This is a genomic window from Leptolyngbya sp. AN10, from assembly GCF_050565645.1.
Classification (GTDB): Bacteria; Cyanobacteriota; Cyanobacteriia; order Leptolyngbyales; family Leptolyngbyaceae; genus Leptolyngbya.
In genome coordinates this window covers 129,813-147,897 of record NZ_JBNXVP010000001.1, presented here as the reverse complement: position 1 = coordinate 147,897, position 18,085 = coordinate 129,813, and the positions used below count along the sequence as shown (strand labels likewise).

General features: G+C 45.6%; 17 protein-coding genes. 3 read left to right on the top strand and 14 right to left on the bottom strand.

The window, feature by feature from the left end; genetic code table 11:
* Positions 1-262: 262 nt before the first annotated feature.
* The 8 genes from ACQ4M5_RS00705 to ACQ4M5_RS00670 form a co-directional block, all read right to left on the bottom strand.
* The gene (locus ACQ4M5_RS00705; protein ID WP_430673682.1) at positions 263-1,273 is read right to left on the bottom strand and encodes a hypothetical protein; all 1,011 of its coding nucleotides are present in this window, start codon (positions 1,271-1,273) and stop codon (positions 263-265) included.
* A gap of 28 nt (positions 1,274-1,301) precedes the next feature.
* Positions 1,302-2,102 carry a S1C family serine protease gene (locus ACQ4M5_RS00700; RefSeq protein ID WP_430673681.1) on the bottom strand — a complete coding sequence of 267 codons (801 nt, stop codon included), beginning with the start codon at positions 2,100-2,102 and terminating at the stop codon, positions 1,302-1,304.
* Entirely contained in the window at positions 2,056-4,215 is a 2,160-nt protein-coding gene (locus ACQ4M5_RS00695; RefSeq protein ID WP_430673680.1) for an FtsK/SpoIIIE domain-containing protein, read from the bottom strand. Before ACQ4M5_RS00695 ends, ACQ4M5_RS00700 begins: the two co-directional genes overlap by 47 nt.
* A 9-nt stretch (positions 4,216-4,224) precedes the next feature.
* Entirely contained in the window at positions 4,225-4,899 is a 675-nt protein-coding gene (locus ACQ4M5_RS00690) for a hypothetical protein (RefSeq protein WP_430673679.1), read from the bottom strand.
* A gap of 52 nt (positions 4,900-4,951) precedes the next feature.
* On the bottom strand, positions 4,952-5,650 hold the full coding sequence (locus ACQ4M5_RS00685) for a hypothetical protein (protein WP_430673678.1): 699 nt from the start codon (positions 5,648-5,650) through the stop codon (positions 4,952-4,954).
* A 50-nt stretch (positions 5,651-5,700) separates the two neighbouring features.
* A complete protein-coding gene (locus ACQ4M5_RS00680; RefSeq protein ID WP_430673677.1) occupies positions 5,701-6,279 on the bottom strand; it encodes a hypothetical protein in 579 nt (192 codons plus the stop codon).
* 113 nt (positions 6,280-6,392) lie between these two features.
* Entirely contained in the window at positions 6,393-6,965 is a 573-nt protein-coding gene (locus tag ACQ4M5_RS00675; protein ID WP_430673676.1) for a hypothetical protein, read from the bottom strand.
* 11 nt (positions 6,966-6,976) lie between these two features.
* Positions 6,977-7,447: a hypothetical protein gene (locus ACQ4M5_RS00670; protein ID WP_430673675.1), complete on the bottom strand. Its 471-nt coding sequence runs from the start codon at positions 7,445-7,447 to the stop codon at positions 6,977-6,979.
* 314 nt (positions 7,448-7,761) lie between these two features.
* Here ACQ4M5_RS00670 and ACQ4M5_RS00665 point away from each other — a divergent pair, with 314 nt between their 5' ends.
* The gene (locus ACQ4M5_RS00665; RefSeq protein ID WP_430673674.1) at positions 7,762-8,901 is read left to right on the top strand and encodes a helix-turn-helix domain-containing protein; all 1,140 of its coding nucleotides are present in this window, start codon (positions 7,762-7,764) and stop codon (positions 8,899-8,901) included.
* On the opposite strand, the gene ACQ4M5_RS00660 is transcribed toward ACQ4M5_RS00665, so the two are convergent.
* The 6 genes from ACQ4M5_RS00660 to ACQ4M5_RS00635 all read right to left on the bottom strand — a co-directional run bounded on the left by ACQ4M5_RS00660 (position 8,898) and on the right by ACQ4M5_RS00635 (position 14,561).
* Positions 8,898-9,773, bottom strand: a complete 876-nt coding sequence (locus ACQ4M5_RS00660; protein ID WP_430673673.1) for a hypothetical protein — start codon at positions 9,771-9,773, stop codon at positions 8,898-8,900. The two genes, ACQ4M5_RS00665 and ACQ4M5_RS00660, sit on opposite strands and share 4 nt — an antisense overlap.
* A gap of 197 nt (positions 9,774-9,970) precedes the next feature.
* Positions 9,971-10,237, bottom strand: a complete 267-nt coding sequence (locus ACQ4M5_RS00655) for a hypothetical protein (protein WP_430673672.1) — start codon at positions 10,235-10,237, stop codon at positions 9,971-9,973.
* A gap of 10 nt (positions 10,238-10,247) precedes the next feature.
* On the bottom strand, positions 10,248-11,243 hold the full coding sequence (locus ACQ4M5_RS00650; RefSeq protein ID WP_430673671.1) for a SpoIID/LytB domain-containing protein: 996 nt from the start codon (positions 11,241-11,243) through the stop codon (positions 10,248-10,250).
* A gap of 127 nt (positions 11,244-11,370) precedes the next feature.
* Positions 11,371-11,610 (bottom strand): hypothetical protein, encoded by a 240-nt coding sequence (locus tag ACQ4M5_RS00645; protein WP_430673670.1) that lies wholly within the window; start codon positions 11,608-11,610, stop codon positions 11,371-11,373.
* Positions 11,611-11,809: 199 nt separating this feature from the next.
* Positions 11,810-12,742, bottom strand: a complete 933-nt coding sequence (locus tag ACQ4M5_RS00640; protein ID WP_430673669.1) for a helix-turn-helix domain-containing protein — start codon at positions 12,740-12,742, stop codon at positions 11,810-11,812.
* A 175-nt stretch (positions 12,743-12,917) separates the two neighbouring features.
* The gene (locus ACQ4M5_RS00635) at positions 12,918-14,561 is read right to left on the bottom strand and encodes a PAS domain S-box protein (RefSeq protein ID WP_430673668.1); all 1,644 of its coding nucleotides are present in this window, start codon (positions 14,559-14,561) and stop codon (positions 12,918-12,920) included.
* Positions 14,562-14,914: 353 nt separating this feature from the next.
* On the opposite strand from ACQ4M5_RS00635, the gene ACQ4M5_RS00630 reads away from it, so the two are divergent.
* The gene (locus ACQ4M5_RS00630; RefSeq protein ID WP_430673667.1) at positions 14,915-16,273 is read left to right on the top strand and encodes a hypothetical protein; all 1,359 of its coding nucleotides are present in this window, start codon (positions 14,915-14,917) and stop codon (positions 16,271-16,273) included.
* Positions 16,274-16,280: 7 nt separating this feature from the next.
* Complete coding sequence (locus ACQ4M5_RS00625) at positions 16,281-18,032, top strand: protein kinase domain-containing protein (RefSeq protein ID WP_430673666.1); 1,752 nt, start codon at positions 16,281-16,283, stop codon at positions 18,030-18,032.
* Positions 18,033-18,085: the final 53 nt, after the last annotated feature.

Sequence of the window (18,085 nt, the reverse complement as noted above, 5' to 3'; positions counted from 1 at the left end):
TTCGCTGCTGTATTTTTTGAGTAAGCTGTTTGAGGTTGTGCAGTAGTACAGTCAATTGATCAAGCGCGGTTCTACTGTTATTAGTTGTGTGCCAGGGTTTATTCGTTTGTTCAAACCAATTGATTCTTAGTCTTGCTTGAAGCAACCGTCGATAAGCGCTGATTCTAATAATTATTCGGATTTGATTAATCACTTCGAGGGTAAGATTGCTTAGACGATTTATTGGAGAGCTGATTTGGTTTAGTTCAAACATGATTTATTCTCATCGAGCAGTGTCTGTAAACTTGTACCCTTCTTCATATGTGGGGAAATTGCTGATGGCTGGGCGGTTATTCAGGGCAGACCAGGCACCCATTTGCCAGTACAGCGCTTTGTTGTATTCTTCAAGCGATTGCCATTGTTGATATCCATACGGGTTCTGTTTTTCAATGGTGCTAAAGTCAGTCGGCTTTTTAAAAGCAACTCGATTTATGTGCTGCTGCTGCTGTTGCCAAACCGATACACTTTCTGCAATTGCAACCAGGCGTCGAGTTTGGTCGTGTTCTAACCCAGATCTGTCTGTCCAGGTTTCGTAGCGTCGAGTCTTGATGTTGCGAAAGCTTGCAACTCGGGCGGCAACAATGGCTTTTTGGCCCCTCATGCCTTGGCGTTTCAGACTGATTAGATTTGAGATAAATCCTGGGTTTTGTCCGTCACTCCATCCCAAAGCTGCTTCGGGAGCTTGCGTTGCAAGGTCGATCGCGTTAAGCCATTCTTCTAGTGTCAGTCTAGTATTTGCCTGGTGACTTTGGGTTAGCAAAATGCCTGAACGAATTTTAAGTTTCTCTAGGTAATATCTATCAGCTTCTTTGGGCGTTGTAATGCGCGTTTTGTCACGATTGGCATTGTAGCTGAATGTTCCGATATTCCATTCTCCGTCTCCGGGATCTGTATGCCCTTTCCAGTTCTCAGTGATGTTACCATCAGGTGTGCGAGTGGCTTCGGCTGTTCCGGTACCACGAGCAACGATTGAATTGACACCACCTTCAAAAAGCAGTGGTACTTGGTCATTGGTGAGTGGAGTGTTCAGATTGACGTGCGTCAGCGCTTGCAAATTTGAGCGAGCATATTCTCGAAGCTGCGCTTGATAGGGCGTGGTGAGTGAATAAAGGTTCAGCGTCAAGTTCAATCCTGCTCCAGCAATCGCAACGAGAAACAGTCTGTGCAATCGCTGATTGCTCGACTGTTTTTTCGGACAGTTCAATTTTGGTTTGAATTGGCGAATTGCGATCATGGATACAGGATCAAATAAGCGTGTGCTGTTAGCGTGTTGTAGTTAGAAGACTGCGAGCTGAGTCTAGAGCGATTTCAATTGGCAATGCAAAGCCAATATTTTGTGCGTCTGAAACCATTGCGGTATTGATGCCAATGACTTCACCTTGTGCATTTAGCAGCGGTCCTCCGGAGCTGCCTGGATTAATTGCAGCATCGGTTTGAAGAAATAAAACCTGACTGTTTTGGGGATCGATGACCCGATTTTTGGCAGATAGAATTCCAGAAGTTGCTGTGAAGTCTTGGTTCATTGGCATTCCTAGTGCGATCACGGCTTCCCCGACTAATGCCATGCTCGAATCCCCGAGCTGTAACGGAGAAAATGATTTTGGGTTGTTTAATCGAAAAAGTGCAACATCGGTTATACGGTTGGACCCGATGAATTGCGCTTTAACTGCAGTTCCAGTTTGATCAAAAAACCGGACACGCCCGTTTTGAGCAACATGGGCACTGGTCAAAACATATCCGTTTTTAACCACGAAGGCGGTTCCCGAATCGACTTTGTTGCCTCGCTGAGATTGCACCTTTAACACAGATCGATTTGCTTGTTCGATTATCGATGGAAGGATCTCTCGGCTGTTGTTGATTCTTGATAAGGTGCTAAAACTGGTTCGCTGAATATGAGATTCGCTGATGCTTGAACGTTCTACTTCTGGATTCCACAAGTAGGCGTTGAGCAAAGCACCAGCAGTTACGATAATGCAAAGTGTGATGAAACGACAGTTCTTCTTCAACATAGCTTTCTTACGCAGCTGCTGTGCTGCTGTACTTTTGTAGTAAGGCTTGAACATATCTTTTTGCTGTTTCTTCGTTTCCTCCGTTTTCGTATGTTTTTGTCCGGGGATCTGTTTTGTCGAGTGTTGGAACGCGGATTAAGTCTTGGATGGTTTCAACCGGCTGATGGCTAAATTCAGGACAAAGAATGTCTCCATAGACTGCTGCATGCATTCGTCGTATGGGAATTTTGTTTTGACCATTTGCCGGATTTTCGTTGTGGGCTTTCCAGTCCTGAATCAAGTTGAATTTGGCTTTTTCTCTTTCTCTTTCTTTTAACTCTTGGTTTGCAACTGGATTGCTGAACCAGCCATCGTCTAACGATTGATCTAAGGTTCCGTTGGTACAGGGTGCGACAACTGGTGGTGTTTCTAACTCCATCGACATTAACCGAGAAGGTCTGAGTGCCGGACGATGAAGCTTCAAAATTCTTAGAAAATCTGCAAGATCGTTTCGTTCTGGATCATCTGGAATGTAGAAACTCTGTGCTCTTGTTAGCTGTCGTCTACGATGAAGCACTTTTAGTAAAGCATCCCCTTCACTTAGTAAAGAAGGCGCAAGATTTTTAGCTTCGCGATCGCTCATTACTAAACCCACAGCTTGTTCATCGCACGCAAATAGAATTTTTTCGCTAAGATTGTTGCGAGTGGCGGGTGAAATGGCATATTCTTCGCTTGCGTACTGGGACGCGACATCCCAGTAAATCCCAAACTGCCGTGTGTACCCGGTGAGTTCCTGAAGTTTTTGCTTAATTTGATCTGGTGATTTGCTCTTTCTCCGAAGGCGATGAACTTCGTCGATGATTACCCAGAGAAACGGCAATGGAGTGAACTCTTGTGTCATTGCCACGGTGTTGTATTGAAGAATGCTATTTACGCCAATTTTCGTAAACAGTTCATCTCGTCGGTCTGCTTCATCACTCAAAGCATCGAGCAGTTTCATGGCAGCTTCTGCGTCGTTGATGACATGAATTAGATCTTTGAACGGAGCGAATGTTACCTTTTTCATTGAAATTGCAAAAATCTCCAAGAGATCTTGTCCTCGGAAGATTAGCGATTCGGTGACGCGGGAAATATAGCTTGTGCTTTTTCCAGATCTGCCCGATCCCACACTAAATACGCCTTCTTCCTGATTGATCTCAATTGCTCGATTATTCAAGTCAAGACCAAAGGTGGTGATTAATGGAGTGTTTGGTTTGGCGCTGGGTGCATTTAAAACAATCCATTCAGCTCGTTTTTCTAGAGACCGTAAGTTTTTGGGTCCGCCTAACTTTTCATACAGCCACTTTAGCGTCAAGCACAAATCCCCTTCTGTTTTAGGCACATGAACTTCAAACCGCCCCATGGGTGTTCCATTAAATTTAGCGTTCGGGACTTGAACGACTTTGACTTCTTCTGGATCGAGTCCCGCTTGTGTTAACTCTTTTGCACATTTGGAGAGTTCTTGAAAGGTTGCTCCGACCGCATAGCTGTACGCAAATTTAAAGAATTTGGCGTTCTCTCCAAACTCTTCAGGAATATAAGCAACCGACGGATGCCCCAGTTTCTGGAAAACACTTGCGATCGCTTTTCCTGTTACTTGAGAGGCATTGCTGTTCGGGGACTGAGTGGTGGACCCATAGTTTTGGGAAGCGGGCGAAGTTGCCCAGCTATCTGTTATGCCCGAATGACCTGTGTGATGAATAGGTGGCTCTGATTGAGTAACAGGACTCTGAATCGGTGCGTGGGTCATCACTTGCGTAAATGCTGGAGTACTAAGCGAGGGTGGAGATTGAGCTGTCGTTGTTTCTGCCTGGTGCTGAAACTCTTGAACGGTTTGTTGAAGCTGTTGTTTGGTAATGTCGAAATTGGCGCTGATGGTAACCAACGCTCGACTATACTGACCTCGAATGTTGGTGTCCCGGATCTGACGCAGTTTGTCAAAGTAGGGAATCAACATTTGTTTGAACAAAGCAGTTCCATACGGCAGGCTTGTTCGTCTGTATTCTTCGTAAATTTGTTCTGCAATGCCCAGCAGAGCATTCAAGCATTCGCAGGGATCTTGAATACCCAGCGCTTGCTCTACGTAGGGACGTGGATCGTAATCGGGGGAGGAATAGTGGTGCATGAAAGGTGTGGCATTAACTATCATTAGTGATTTTTAGAATGGTTCTGCGGGGGTCGATGGAGATTGCGAGTTGGACCGACTGCTGGTTTGTCGGGGTGTTGTCAGGGATTCTAACGCTGGAATATTGTCGCGAATTGGAATCAGAAAGATTGGTGCAAATGGAAGTGACAGTGTCCACCCTAATAGTGCACAGATGCTGATTGTTCTGGCTCTGATCCATCCTTGGTGATGTGTAATTCCGATGATGGCTAGTCCGACCAACGGAGTTACTAGCGGTGATGTCAAATAGATTAAAGGTGTGATGACCGGCGCGGCAGCGGTACCAGCGACAGTTTTAATCAGTGTACTCAGGATAATAAATCCTAGGCTTGAAGATGCTGGCATCAGAGCAACAGTGCTAGCTGGCAAGGGTTCTAATGCGTCTTGCTGTGCTGGAAGTGTGCTGGCTGGCGACCTGTTGCCGTTTGATGGCTGAACAGCAGGTGGAGTTTGGTTTTTCCGTGCTGGGTCTTTTTTTACCGCATCTGTTTCTGTTGAGGGACGCTGGAATATTCTGGTTCGCTCATTTCCGCTATTCGAGGCGCGATTCTGCACAGCAGGTTTTTGCGGTGAGTAATTTTGCTCTTGGTCTAAGACTGGCTCTGCGAGCAAATCGTCCGCGCTGAAGTCTTGTTGAGATGAAGCGTTTGCTCTGGTATTGGTATACATAGTAGGTCCTCTAAAAATCAAAGTTTGGCTTCACGAAGTGAATTGAGCGCCGTTACAGCTTTGGGGGTGTTGTCGGCGGAATTGGAACAATGCCTGACGGATTTGGGGATTCTTTCGGATTTGGTTTGTCGTTACTAGACGGAAGTTGATTTTGTTCAGACGGTGTCGTTTGCTCGGTTGGGGGACTCGGAGCCAGGAAGTTTTGAATCATTTGCTGAACTACAGGGCTTTTAATTGCCAAGTACACAAAGAAGATTGCAATAAAGATTCCAATTGTCCACACCGTTGTATTTTGCTGTTGATTTAGCCAACTGCTTGTTTTGCCGATCACTCCTTCTTGAGTTTCCTCAAGTTCGCCTTCGTTTAGAAGTTTCTCGATTTCTTCAGCCGACATCTTTTCAATTCCAGAGACGTAGTCAGCTCCGTTGATATTGAAGTTTCGAGGAGAAAATTCAGTGAATCCGTGTGGTTGATTTGCTGAAGCTGGTCGGGAATTTTCTTGAGTTGTGGATTGGATTGCTGCTTTGGTCTGCAGCAGCAATTGCTGAATTTGTTGCAGGGTTTCTTGCTGTTGCTGAATGGTCGGGTTCGGTGCGGGAGTGGAATAGGTTGGAGGAGTAGGAGGAAGTGAAAAAGGTGCGGCAGGAGGAAGTAGTTCAGGGGGTGCAGCATAGGGATTTACCCGAGTTGACACCCGCTCGAATTCTTCGATTGATCCCTCCTGCCAGTTGATGTTCCAAGTAAATTTCATTGCACACCCAGGTTGAATTTGTAGGTAAAAGACAATTTAGAGTGATGGACTCAGGGTTGCCTGTGTCCGTTTTGGGCGTAGGGTCCAGGATATTCATCAGCTTCTTCTAAATCGAGATCTTCGTCGAATAGATCCGGTGAGAAGTAGGCGGTTTTAGGACCCTTTGCGTCTTTGACGGGACGTTTGTATTCGAATGGGTCTTGAACAACCTCTGTTGCTGCGGGGTAATGTATCTCCTTGTCAGTTTGTAGTGGGACTTGTGATTGCCCAGGTGACTGAAACGGAGATTGAGCGGTGTATTGGACTGATGGGATTGGTGGAGGCTGAATTGGACGTGGGGCTGGAAGAGGGGTTTGCTGTTGAGATTGAACCAAAGCCAGCAAAGAATCTTCTGTTTGTTCTGGATCGGATGCGTAAATCCGAAACCGTCCAGTTGTCAAGATGGCGGCAGATGCACCGCACCCAATTCCTGCGCCTCCAAGCAGCATCTTTGCGCGATTTGAGTCCATTGTTGTCCAAGCGTGCCATACCAGCACCGCTAATACTCCAACACCAGCACCAATCCCTAAACGGGCAGCGATTGAGAGGTATTTTCCTTTGGGAATGGCTGCGGGGATGGCTGATAGCATTGGCGCATTTGATTGAGTGGGGACTGTGTGGGCATTGGGATCTGGGTGGGATTGGGACGGATTGAGAACCTCACCCAGTGCCCCTAGAATTCCTTGTCGGACTTTTTGCTCGATTACCCAGCGAGCAAATTCTGGGATCTCGGCGCTAGCATCTTGCGATCGAGCCTGCCGGTAATTGTGGTGCTGAACACCGGGGTTAGGTTGACGATTGGGGGTTGGTCCCCCGGCAACTTTCCCCCTTCGTCGGTTGCCACAGCTAACCAGAATAACCCTACCCGATCATTTAACTGGGCATTGAATTCGTTGGCGGCATCAATGACTTGCTGATCAACTTGGGCGAGGAGCGCGTTTCCTTGTTCTTGAATTTTCCCAAGAACTCCGCCTACTTTCTGTTGTAGTACCATCGCGACTTCGTCGGCTGATACAGCATCGTACTGAGCCTGCTCGGGTTGAGCTGGGGATTCGCCAGATGGAGCTTGAGGAATCGAGGGTTGTACAAGCGCGATCGCTTCTTCTAGAGATACATCTGCTTTGATCAATTCAGCGACTGCAACCAGGTGTTCCTCCATTCTTGGTTCAATTGTTTCGTTGACTACTGGAATTCCTAGTTTTTGAGCCATGCCGATTAGATCGGAAATGCTGAGTTTTGTGCTGCGAGCAACTTGAGTCAAGCTAATTTTTTTCATGATGAAGTGCCTTAGATTCCTTCGTTTAGATACTGGGCAAGCGTTTTTCCTTCACGTACAACTTTCTCGTTGAAATCCGAGAAGCTCATGCCCAAAAAGTGGAGTGCCTGATAATAGTCGTCGAGTAGCTCAACTTCTTTTGCTTGGTATCCACCCCTGCGCTCTTCTGATGGCAGTTTGAGTTTTGCCGCCCACTCGCGCAGGCTTTTATCAGTAATGCAGCAAAGAGCACGGTTGAAGCGCTGGTCTTGTTCTTCCTCACTCAGCTTGTCTACAAACATCAGAAACTCACCCAGCGGTTTATGCCCCCAGACAAACAGATCGCGTTTGTCAAGAAAGCGTAGACTTCTCGGACTCAGATACCGTTCTCGTACGCTCCAGATGGGATTAAAACTCTGAATTGCGGGTTGAGTGGGTAGTTGGGTCTGGGGTTGAGTGGGTGCTGAGGCTGTAATGATTGCTGGCGAGAACACGTTAACCATTGTTTATGCGAATCAACTTACGTTTTATCGTTCAAACGTTCTATTGTCGTTCAAAAGATAGGTTCATTCGTTCTTTTGAACGATGAACACAGGATAACATCTGTTTCATCGCGAGGAACGCCTAAAACATATTTTCTGAGTGCGTTGAGAGTTTGTTCAGAGTGCGTTGAGAGTGCGCTGAAAGTACGTTCAAAGTTCGAACCTTAAACGTACTTTCAACAAACTTTTATTTTTTATAGTGAAAAGTCATAAATTCTTGTCGAAAGCCAATTAATCCAGTGTTAGTCTATTTGGTTAAGCGTTCAGGAGGTTGTGTGAAAACATCGGGAGAAGAAGATTCATTGGAATGGTCTTCAGTTGCGTCAGAGCGTCTAAAGACTTTAATGCTGTTTTTACTGGAAGGTGTGTGGGGACTTCCAGAAGAATTACAATCTCCTGATTTTCCTTTGTATAAACCGTTAACGCAGCGCGAACTTGCAGCAGCGTTGGGGTCTTACCAAGGAACGATCGGAGAATGGAAGCGGGGACGCCGACCGAGTCTAGATGGACAAAGAAAGCTTGCGGCGTACTGTCATCAATCACTCAAGTATCTGCAAGATTATTTGGAAGGGCGAGTTTCTCTCGTTGATTTCTGTAAGCGAGTCGATTCTTCTCTCCAGTCCACCGCTTCAGCTTTTGATCAAATCGTTGAACTACTGCCAAATTTACAGGTTCAAGAGCGTGCAGAAATTATGCATCGATGTATTGACTCCTGGGTACAGGAGTCAGAGATTTCAAGTTCTTTTCGAAATCCCGGTGCTCCACCTTCTTTGAGCTGGTTGATCTTGCAGGAATTGGTAAAGCCGCAGCGTCAATGGAGTATAGAAGCACTGCCTCTGGTTGTCTTTCTAGAATTAGCAGGACTTTCCTTTTCTCAGCTCGAAGCCATTTTTTTAGGAACGACAGAACCTCTTTCTGAATCGGTTTTGGAGGGGTTGTCAAAGGTATTGACTAAAGATCTCCCGGCTCGTGCTCCTTGGTCGGTCGAAGATCTACTTGAAATCGCTCTTGGGAGTGACACTGAGTCTCGAAATAACCCAGATCGCTCGCCGCTTTTACCTACTGCATCCTTAACCTCAAAAACGGTTTGGCATGAGTTAGCGTCGGACGTGCCTGTTACAATCGGCGCTTTAATCGCAGTTGAACTCAAAAATCGATCTGGAAATGCGCTAGAGCATCTATCTTCAGATACGGAAATTGGACCGGATCGATTGCTGGCATTGCAGTCTGGTGTTTATCCAGACTCTGCTGAACTCTGCCTTTTGGCGCTTGGCTTGCGGAAGCAGCCCGATATTTATTGGACTCAGGAAGAGCTGCGTCAAATTCGTGAAGCTGAATTTGGAATTGAATCCGATGAATCTAATGAGATCCATCGGACTAATGGAGAACCCAACGGGACTCGATCGTCACACTAATAAATGATTTCAATCGGGTCAAAGAAGGTAAGGCGGTAAGATCCGCCAGCAAAGACGAAATATTCTGCCCGAATAGGATATCTAGCAAAAATTCCCGAAGATCTCCACGAAAAGATGTCTCCCTCGAATTCGTGGGTACGTTTTAGTTCTTCGTGAAAAGCAGTCAAATTGGTGGGTTGATATCGAGGATGATTTGGTTCCTGTTCAAATAGTTGACGAATGTTGTAGCCAATGATGTCGTCGTACTGTTCTGGACAGAATCCAACAACAAGCCGATTTGCTGCAATTACTTTCTCTGTTCTCATGCTGAGAATTGTGGCAGGTTTATCAGCGTCCCACAGTCGGAAAAACGGCTCTTCTTCCTGGTGTTGGGGGCGCATTCTGACAATTTCGGCAAAGGTTAGCGGCGGCGGAACGATGTCTTCTGGTTCGACTGCTGCTGGTTCTTCAGGATCGACCGGTGGTTGATTAATCGTCGATTTAGGAAAGTTTGCCGCAAAGGAATACGGAACTTTGATTGCTTGAGAACAACCCTTCCACCGAAATTGGAGAATTTTCGGCAAAGTCCTCCAATCTCCGTCCTTTTCAATACAGGAGACATATAGCCGCATCAAATGACACGCAACTTTTTTGTTTGGGCATTCCACGGTGAATACATCGTTTTTGCCATACCGGACACCTGAGCACTCAGATAGCAGAGATCGCCCGATCGCAGTCAGTGACAGGATGGCTTCAACCTGGTGCTTGAGGGCTTTACCACTGTAGGGGAGCGTAAGATCCACTCGTGTTTGACGCAGTCGCTTTGTTCGGTTCAGCGCTTCAGTAATGAGTTCATCGCCGGATGGAGGAAAAATTGAGTTGGAGTGTACCATGACAAATCAGCTAGACAAGGTAACTATGAATCTAGTCTGATTTGCCTTTGAGTTGAAAAAATTTTAAAGTGCAGGAATCTGAGATTCTCACTATATTGGTTTCTCGTTATGCAAGACGCAACATCGGTTTGTGTCCATGAACCAGTAAAAAAGCTTAATTTGTTTGTTTTTACCGGTCAAAAGTGCATTCTTCTGGTCTAATTGGGAACCCAGATAACCGTGAACCAGATAAAGAAATTCAGTGCGATCATCGCAAATGTTCCAAGAATGCGCGATTGTCGTTTAACTCGGGTTAAGGGGCAACACACAATGGCAAGTGCGATCGCAGGTGGAATTCCAGCAAACTCTCTTGGGTTTCTCGTGACTATTGCAAACAGCAAACTTGTGATTGCCAAACCCATTGCGCTGGCTGTTGCTATCCACCATCCTAAGGTCTCAGAATCTTCAGGAAGTCTAAATCTCATATCAATCTAATTATGGCGAAACAAGTGCTAGTGTTGCTGCTGGATAATATCTTTCCAGAATTTGACGATAGTTCCATCCCTTCAATGCGAGTTTTTCTGCCTCTATTTGTGGCATTCCATGTCCGTTGTGGGCGCTTTGAGTAATCTCGGCGGTTGCTGAATATTGCGCTAGATAAGGGGTCTGGTTAGGATTAACGAGAATCTGGTTTTGAGTTTCCAGAGCGGCAGCTTGTGCAGATGAACTTTCAGCCTGAATTCCTTTGTAGACCTGGCACTTTTCGTCGCTGCAGATGTCAAAATAGCGGTTCATTGGCGCTTGGTAATGGTTGAGTCCATACGATCTCGCGGCAATTGCCTGCGCTTTTAGGGCTTCTGGAGACCAGTGCGAATACATTTCTGATCCGGTGACCGAGGTGATGTAGTCTTCAAGCCCAACTTGATTAACCACTAAGAGTCGATCGCCAATATTGACAATTAAAAGCTTTCCTCGATATCCATCACCGTTGACGTAGATGGCTTCATTCGGATCAAGAGGATCTATCCAAACTGCTGGCGGTAGTTCCTCCTTACCTATTTGAATATTGGATTCGAGACTAATCGTCGAATAGCTTGTTCCTGCTTCCAGCGTAAACAGCGGAGTTTGATCAGCTGCTTGAAGTTGAGCAGAAGTTGAGCTGGCGATTTCAAGCGACTGAGATTCGAGAATTGCGACTCTGATTTCTAGAGTATTTGCCGAGGCTATTGTGTCAGGAGACTTTGAATTGGTTGGCTTTACAGAAGCTTCAATTCGTTGGATCTCAGATGGGGCTTGCCTAATAGATTTAGACGATCGATCTGCAGTCTTGCTGATTTGCAGCGTTTTGATTGAAGTTTGAATGTGCTTTTGAAGCAGTTGCTGCCCGTATTCAGAACCTTTGTACTGGATGTATCCGGTTTGAGGTTCTGTTTTTATGTTTGAAACGCCCTGAATGATGGTCGGTGTGATTGTTACCAAAAGACCCATCATTGAATAGACGCGCCGTGACTTTAAAACTGTTGGAAAGGCAAAGTAATGCATGAGCAAATAGGAAAGCACAGCCGAAAATTTTGCGTTCCGGCTTGATGAACGGTGTACTGAAGGAGACATTAAGGGGCTAGCGAAACTTTCGCCATCCAATCAAGAGCGCTGCAAATGTGCCTGCAAATAAACCAGATGTACTGCTTTTAGCGACTCGAAGCGCGGTAGGAACAGTGAGGCAGTGGTTGTCCGGAGAAGCTGTTCGCAGACATTGCTGCTCCTCTGCAAAGGCAGCGGTTCCTCCGACTAGCACTCCGATCAGTCCACAAATCAAAGCAAACCCAAGCAAACTTGGGGTTTGGTGTGGTCTTCTCATAAGTTTAAGTGTGACAAAATCATTGGACCTGCCGCTTTTCAAGTTAAAGACAGATCCCATAATTTGAGCTTACCGAATGAATTCTTGTCCAAACGCTCGAATTTCTTAAGAATTTCTAAAATTAGTTCTGATAATGACTCGATAAAAAAGCCAGGAAATTCCTGGCTTTTCGAACAACTGATTGTTGCGGCTAAAAAGACTACTTGTAGAGAATGTATTGTTTTGGTTTTCTAGGAACACTATCTGACTGAGGAGCTGATTCACGCATTTCAGCATCGCCGTGATTTGATTCTATGGAATCGACACTTTTGATCGACCGGACGGGTTCTCGATAGCTAGGAATTCGCTTTTTGGGAGCAATGTCAGGAGTTTCTTCGTGAACTTCAGCCTGCAGAGCCTTTGATTTCGTTTGCGTTGATTTAGAAAGTGTGGGTGTTTTCTTAATTTCAGGCGCAGAAGGTGAGTGCGCAGGTTGAGTTGCCTTGTGGTCAGATGGCTCAATTCTTTTTGGCTGAACAGGCAGAATTAGCATTTCTGGCTTTCGTGTAGCAGCTTCGTCTTGGAATGTTGTGATACGAACGGCGGGCAATGGACTTCTTTTGCCTTGCTCTAAGGCTGGATGCTCGGTTCTGGTTCCAGCCATTTCCAATTCCAGGAGATCGCTAATTGAATTGGGCGTGATAGCCCAAGGCTCAGGATTTTCATCATAGGTGTAAAGTCGCAGAGCTGCCGCAATTTTAATCAACGCATCGAATGAAATCTTATCGCTGCTGCCTCGGCAAAAGCGGTTGACCGTTGCGACCGAAATCATGCAGTGTTCGGCGAATTCTTTTTGCGGAATGTCCTTTTCGGTTAGTAACGATTGAAGTTTGAATCGCAACCTCATCTTAGGCGCATAGTCCAGCGTGCCAAAGCTAGCTTCGGCAGCATCATCAAAGTCAACGAGTTGTGACAAGGATTTGAGTTTAAAAAACCGACATAAACTAATCAGTCCGGTTTGAGAAATCCGATCAATTGTATTGCTCAGGATAAGACGGACGGTTGATTCTCCGAATTCTCCTGTTGCTTCAGGAAATTGCTCCCGAAGTTTGGTTGCTAAAGCCTGCGGTTTGCTGATTTCGTGCGAGTCCATCAGCTCTTCCAGCTTCCACTGCCAGTCCATATATTATATGCCAAGAATACTTCAGAGTCGTATTTAGAGTTACGTATTTTAATTATGCAGGATTATTGATAAATTGAAGCTCCATCCGGAGATACATTTTCCGAATGTTATAATGGACGCTCTAACGCAGGGCTAAGGGTTAAATCTAAGGTGGCGCGGGCAATTCGATCGCGAATTGGGGATTGGGTCGAGATAGATTCGGGAAAATTAGTTTGCCCTGGTGAATTGTCTCAACGATCTGTTTGGTTAGAGATAACTCAGGTTGTGTCACAAGCATCGGATCTTCCTCGGTTTGGTGAGAAAGATGGCAGACGTTGGTTTCAAATGTAATTCGAATTCGACCGTTGTTTAGTGTTTTTGTTGAAATTGTTAGAATGGGTTTACGAGTGGGTCGTGCCACGAATAGCTCAATGATTTCTTTGCCCAGGTGAACAAGTGCTTGATAGAACTGCCGGGAGTGACATTTGATCGTAGTTTCTGTTTGATAGTTTCTTTTGACTTGAATATTTTGCGCTTTCAGGCTGGTTTGTAAGCCTTGCAAAACGTGGTCAATATAAGTATGAAGATCGATTAATTGAGTTGTAGGTTGAGGATTCTCAGCGAGGGTTTGAACAAACTGCGCGAACTCGTCTGCTCGTTTAATGCGATTTTTAATTAATTTGCTGGCTTTTGGCAGCTGTAGCAGGCACGAATCTGGCTGAATGTATTCGCGTTCCGCCTCGATAGGTTCAGGTGGGAACGGGTAATACTGCTCGTATAAGGATACAATCGTCAGGAGCGCCTGCATATTCTGGAATGTGCGAGCAAACTCCCTGGAAATTTGTGATAGGTATCGGCGAAATTCAATTGCGCTGCTTGCCGCGATGCTTCCAAGTGTGGCTAATCCTTCAGCCTGCTTTAACTTTTTCTGGGTTTGATGAAGTTCTTGAATGAGTACTCGGATTTCTTCGTTGTGGTTCATTAACCGGGAACTCATTTCTTTATACAAAGTAATGTCGCGCACAATCGCCAACGCTTCGCGATTGCTACACGGCATAATTCGAGCTTCGTAGTGATGGGAACCGGTGTCAGAAGGGAGTTCATAGGTACAAGTTTGAATTTGGTGAGTGGCAAAAGCTTGATCGATTGCGCTTTGAATCGATTGAGCGACGCTACTCGGCAGAATTTCGTGAATTGTTTTTCCGATCAAGCCTTCAGCAGGAACAAAAGTTTTGAGATAATTACCTGGAAAATAATCGAGGTAGCATCCCTCGCGGTTGGTATGAAAAATGGCATCTGGCAGTGCTTCTACGATCGCTCGAAATCTAGACTCGCTTGCTTCTAACGCTGCAAATATTCGTTTTTGCTCTGAGATATCCTCAACCATTGCAAGACTGTGGATTGGCTGACTGTTCTCGGCATCTCGTGTAATTGAAAGCGTCACTTTTACCCAAACCCAGTCGTGATGCTTGGTCCGCATTCGCTTTTCGAACTTCACTTCGCTGACTTTGTTCTCCAGAATCTGAGCAAAGTGGTATTCATCGATCGCCAAATCGTCTGGATGAGTTAATTCCGTAAACGTTAAGGTTTTTAATTCTTCAACGCTATAACCCAGTAAATCTCGGTATGCTCGGTTGGAATGAACAATCTGTTGGCTCTCAACCGAAGCAAGCGCGATCCCGATCGGCGCTGAGTTTACGATTAGATCCAACAGCTGGTCGTTCTGCTGCTCTCCCTTGAAAACAGGTTGAAAGCTGCCTTCATCTGATGAGCTAGAATTGTTTTTACTCTGAATGGAGCTAGGTAACATAGCAATCAGTGAAACTCTTTGATAACGACATCGTTCATTATTTCGAAGATATAGACATACTAAAGTCGTTTTCTCATACCAAGGTCGTTGAATTTGTTTCATCAGTATCGCGCTGAAACCGAGTCCAACAATCTAACTTAGGTTAGATTGTAAGGTGCTTTTTTCATAGGTCTAGTGATACGGGTCGCTTTTATGCCTATCTTAAGATAGATTTATTTTTAGCAAGATGGTTTTTCCATAAAGGTATTCCTTCTTATATATTAAACTTGCTGTCAATCTGAGACAATGAAAGGTCGTTTAGGTCGTTAAAAGTCGTTTTCTATTCCAGTGACTGTTTGAGTCGCTTTCATCTCATGAAGACTTTGGATGTTTTAGCTTTTGTTGATGACTTGATGAAAACACATTGTCGGCAGAAGCTTACTGCTGCCGAGCGGCTTGTTTTGGCAGCAGCATGGCAGGGAAAAACTTATGATGAGATCGCTCAGGGAAGTACTTATAAAGCCAACACGTTACACCGGACAGTTGCAACTTCGCTCTGGAAAAAGCTAACTTTTATTTTTAATGAGCCGGTTACAAAGCGAAATCTACGGGCTGTTGTGTCGCAACGCTTGCCTGCTCTAGAACAAACAGACCACCATACTCACTTTAACCAGGATCGGTCTTCGGTTGTGAGATCAAATTTAACCGTGGTGGGAGCACAGATTCCCGATGTCAGTCGATTTTACGGACGAGATCGGGAACTCTCTCAACTACAAACCTTAGTCGATACTCATCGCTGCGTGATGTTGGTTGGCGTTGAAGGAATTGGCAAACGATCTCTAGTCGCTCGTTTAATTCAGACCCGTCCGCTCCCGTTTGATATTGCTTGCTGGAAACCGGTGCATTACAAACCGAAGGTTCAGCAATTTGTTGTGGATATTCTTCGGGTTTTAACCGGAGAGTCTTGGCAAGATCAAGATTTTGATTGCCAGCTTTCTGGGTTAATCAATGTGCTTCAGGCTCGCCGTTGCTTACTTGTGCTTGATTCGGCAGATGCACTGCTAGAAGGAGAGCCTTCAGATCGCTGCCTTTCGTCTGGTTATCTTAGTGTTTTTCGTCGAATTGTTGAAGAAACAAAGAGTTGCCTGCTCTTAACTTGTCAGGAAGTCATTTCTGAAATCGAAGAAGGGTTCTCTTTGCGCGGCTATTTATCGACTTCGCTTCCTGTGGGAGGATTAACAATCGAAGATAGTAAACAGTTTTTTATCGAAGCTGCGCTTCTAAACCAAGACCAGTGGGAGGATGCCATTATTTCGCTAGGACGGCATCCTTTACTGCTGCGTCAAGTTGCAAGCTGGGTCAAAAATCGGATGGGCGGAAGTTTTGAGAATCTAGGCGCAAAAACGATTCAATTAGGAATCGTCCAAGCCTGGTTTGATGAATTATTTAGAGACGCAGTTTATCTGTCGCCGTTAGACCGTCAGGTGCTGCTTGATCTAGCTCATTTTCAGTCTTTGCATCCAGCTCAAGTGGGTATTACAATTTCTGAACTTATTGAGCGAAACCGAGTTTCTGTTGCTTCGATCGATCGACTGCTCCGTTCAGCGCTAATTGAAGTCAGTTTACAGCCGCACCGTCGAGAGCAGGTTTTAACTCTAAGTCCTCTCTTGCAAAAATATCTTTTGACTGATCCACGTGGATTAGTGCATCGACCGCTTTCAAAGTTGGCTTAATCAAGGGATGAGTACTGTGTTTTCTTTGTGTGTTAACTATCGATGTTTAAAGCGGAATCCTGAGACAGCCGATGTGTGTGAGGTCTGCGGCGAACCCCTGCTGCTGAACGGACGCTTTCGCGTCCTCCGCCCGTTGAAGCCACTAGAAGAGTCGCTGATTGTTCAGGTGTTTGAAGCGATTGAAGCTGGTACAAATAAACGATTTGTTTTAAGGATTGTTAACTCTGACGATCCGGAGCTATTGGAGCCATTGATGCTTACCGCGATCGCGCTGCAGCGCGTGCATAGTCCATATCCGGTGCCTGGGTTACCTCGTGCTTCGCCCGATTGTTATTTTGCACTAAATTCTGTAGAAGGTAGACCCCCTTCAAGTTGCTTAGTCGTCGAAAAGATTGCTGGAATTCCGCTTGATCGATGGTTGCAAACGCACGGCAAAGTCTCACAGAAAGATGCGTTGGTCTGGCTGATTCAGCTTTCTGAGACTGCAGCAGCTTTGCATCATCATGGATTTTTACACCGTGATATTAAGCCTGAAAATTTGATTCTGCAAGAAGACGGACGATTAGCATTGATTGATTTTGGGACTTTATGTCAGATGGATCCAGCCTATGTTGCTGGGCTAGACTCTCAACGGGTTCGCCTTTTGAGTCGAGCCGCAGCGCTAATGCCCGGAACCCCCGGATACTGTGCGCCAGAGCAGAATGACGGAAAGGCAGTTCCAGCAAGTGATTTTTTTGCGATCGGACGGACTCTGGTGCATTTAATTACAGGCGCTCACCCGATCGACCTCTCGCGTAATCCATACACTGGAACGTTGCAATGGCGGCACAAAGCTAAGCAGATTGATCCTGTATTTGCTGATTTTTTAGATCGCTTGATGTCTCCGAATGCAATCAACCGACCGCATGACATTGAGAAAATCTTAGAGTATCTTCATGAACTTCCTTATCGCTTGAAGCAGCAAGCGATAAGGAAATCGAAGCCTTTCCAAGCTGCCGTTTCGGTTTTAGTGCTGATGGTTGGGTGGAGCATCTATCGTGTTGTTCAGCCGGTGTATGCTAGTCATTTTGCAAACCGATACTTAGTTCAGGGTAATCAACTTCAGTCGATCGGTGATTATGCAACCGCTCAACAGATGTTTCGTAATGCCTTAAAGTACGAGCCTCAGAACTCTTCGATTCATGCAAGCTTGGCGCTTTCATGTGCGGTTCAAAAAGATAAAGACTGTGCAATTCGCGAATTTAAGCAAGCAATCACGCTTTCACCAGACAATGTGATTGCCCATTACAATTTGGCGAACGTTTATGAGCAGTCCGAGCAGTATAGTTTAGCCGAGGTCCATTACCGCGAATCCGCTCGTTTGGGATCACAAGTTCGAGATCGTGCCATTAATAATCTAGCGCGTATTCAGATTCTTCAAAATCAGCATCGAGAGGCAACGGTGTTGTTACAGCAAGAGCTAAAGCATACAAATCAACCGACTGTTCGATCTGCTTTTTACAAGAATTTAGGTTGGGCGGCTTACGAGCAGAAAAATAATCTTCAAGCTTTGAAATGGCTACAGATGTCGGTGGATCTTGATCCCACCCGCACAGATACATATTGCTTGATGGCAAAGACGCGTGAGCGACTAAAACAAGATCCTTCCGCAGACTGGACAACTTGCTTAATGTTGCAGTCCACCGATGATCAACCCGAAGTTCAGCAGTGGCGTGCCGAGCTGTTAGAACGAGTTCGCTTGAATCTACATCGCCAGTAACTCTCTTGAGGTGTCTTGTAGAGGCTGCTAAATTGTTAAGGTGAGCTGAACTT